We start from the raw sequence: 2,500 nt of genomic DNA, 5'->3' as shown, positions 1-2,500 counted from the left end.
GAGTGCGAGCACGGGAGACACACGGCGGGTGCTAACGTCCGTCGTGGAGAGGGCAACAACCCAGACCGCCAGCTAAGGTCCCAAATTCATAGTTAAGTGGGAAACGATGTGGGAAGGCTTAGACAGCTAGGAGGTTGGCTTAGAAGCAGCCACCCTTTAAAGAAAGCGTAATAGCTCACTAGTCGAGTCGGCCTGCGCGGAAGATTTAACGGGGCTCAAACTATGAACCGAAGCTGCGGATATAGATTTATCTATATGGTAGAGGAGCGTTCTGTACGCTGTTGAAGGTGAATCGAGAGGTTTGCTGGAGGTATCAGAAGTGCGAATGCTGACATGAGTAACGATAAGGGGGGTGAAAAACCTCCCCGCCGGAAGACCAAGGGTTCCTGCGCAACGCTAATCGGCGCAGGGTGAGTCGGCCCCTAAGGCGAGGCTGAGAAGCGTAGTCGATGGGAAACAGGTTAATATTCCTGTACTTCTTTATATTGCGATGGAGAGACGGAGAAAGCTAGGCCAGCATGGCGATGGTTGTCCATGTTTAAGGTTGTAGGCTGGGGACTTAGGCAAATCCGGGTCCCTAAGGCTGAGAACTGATGACGAGATCCTACGGGATTGAAGTGGTTGATGCTCTGCTTCCAGGAAAAACTTCTAAGCTTCAGATATAAAGGAACCGTACCCCAAACCGACACAGGTGGTCAGGTAGAGAATACCAAGGCGCTTGAGAGAACTCGGGTGAAGGAACTAGGCAAAATGGTACCGTAACTTCGGGAGAAGGTACGCTGCTGCCGGTGATGGGACTTGCTCCCTAAGCTAGCGGCAGTCGAAGATACCAGTTAGCTGCGACTGTTTATTAAAAACACAGCACTCTGCAAACTCGAAAGAGGACGTATAGGGTGTGACACCTGCCCGGTGCCGGAAGGTTAATTGATGGGGTTAGCGTATGCGAAGCTCTTGATCGAAGCCCCGGTAAACGGCGGCCGTAACTATAACGGTCCTAAGGTAGCGAAATTCCTTGTCGGGTAAGTTCCGACCTGCACGAATGGTGTAACGATGGCTAAGCTGTCTCCACCCGAGACTCAGTGAAATTGAAATCGCTGTTAAGATGCAGCGTATCCGCGGCTAGACGGAAAGACCCCGTGAACCTTTACTACAGCTTCACAGTGAACTTTGAGCCTATTTGTGTAGGATAGGTGGGAGGCTTTGAAACATGCACGCCAGTGTGTGTGGAGCCATCCTTGAAATACCACCCTGGTATGTTTGAGGTTCTAACTCTGGTCCCTTATCGGGATCGAGGACACTGTGTGGTGGGTAGTTTGACTGGGGCGGTCTCCTCCCAAAGAGTAACGGAGGAGCACGAAGGTGCGCTAAGCATGGTCGGACATCATGCGGTTAGTGTAATGGCATAAGCGCGCTTAACTGCGAGACAGACACGTCGAGCAGGTACGAAAGTAGGTCATAGTGATCCGGTGGTTCTGTATGGAAGGGCCATCGCTCAACGGATAAAAGGTACTCCGGGGATAACAGGCTGATACCGCCCAAGAGTTCACATCGACGGCGGTGTTTGGCACCTCGATGTCGGCTCATCACATCCTGGGGCTGAAGCCGGTCCCAAGGGTATGGCTGTTCGCCATTTAAAGTGGTACGCGAGCTGGGTTTAGAACGTCGTGAGACAGTTCGGTCCCTATCTGCCGTGGACGTTGGAAAATTGAGAAGAGCTGCTCCTAGTACGAGAGGACCGGAGTGGACGAACCTCTGGTGTTCGGGTTGTGTCGCCAGACGCATTGCCCGGTAGCTATGTTCGGACAGGATAACCGCTGAAAGCATCTAAGCGGGAAGCCCCCTTCAAGATAAGTTTTCCCTGATTCCTTGAGAATCCTAAAGGGCCCTTAAAGACTATGAGGTTGATAGGCAGGGTGTGTAAGCGTTGTGAGGCGTTGAGCTAACCTGTACTAATTGCCCGTGAGGCTTGACTATATAACGCCAAAGCGTCTTCGAAAGAAGGCTGGGTGTATAGGCAACCAATCGAAAAATCGACGAATAATGAAGATATGAATCATAAGCGACTACTATTGCTTCCAATGTTAAAGACAACAGCAGAATTAAGTGTTGGTGTAACGACCGTAAGTTACTTCAACCAGAGTTTTGCCTGACGACCATAGAGAACTGGAACCACCTGATCCCATCCCGAACTCAGAAGTGAAACGGTTCATCGCCGATGGTAGTGTGGGAGGTCCCATGTGAGAGTAGGTCATCGTCAGGCTTCTAATATGAGAGAGGGCTATCTGGTTGGATAGCCCTTTTTTTATGTATGGAATTTATAGACAGAGCATTCACATGGGTACCATGTGGAGTAAGGCAAAGACTGCTGTAGCCAATTCTAGGTATACCCCGTAAGCATACAACGAGCTAAGCCTGTGAGCAAAGGTCCGTCGCGACCGGCTTTAATCTTCTAATGCAAAACTGCTGTGGAATCTCGTCCTTTTTATAAATCGCAAGATCA

The 2,500-nt window shown here is 50.4% G+C and carries 2 rRNA genes (1 of these 2 cut by a window edge); both read left to right on the top strand.

From position 1 onward, the window contains the following. Positions 1 to 1,974: ribosomal RNA gene (locus A3738_RS09600) — 23S ribosomal RNA — on the top strand (it extends 909 nt beyond the left edge of the window). A gap of 171 nt (positions 1,975 to 2,145) precedes the next feature. Beyond that, positions 2,146 to 2,260: ribosomal RNA gene (gene rrf, locus A3738_RS09595) — 5S ribosomal RNA — on the top strand. The last annotated feature ends 240 nt before the right edge of the window (positions 2,261 to 2,500 follow it).

It is taken from the genome of Oleiphilus sp. HI0066 (assembly GCF_001635725.1).
Note: the sequence above shows the minus strand (reverse complement) of the source record. Positions and strands in the feature narration are given on the sequence as shown.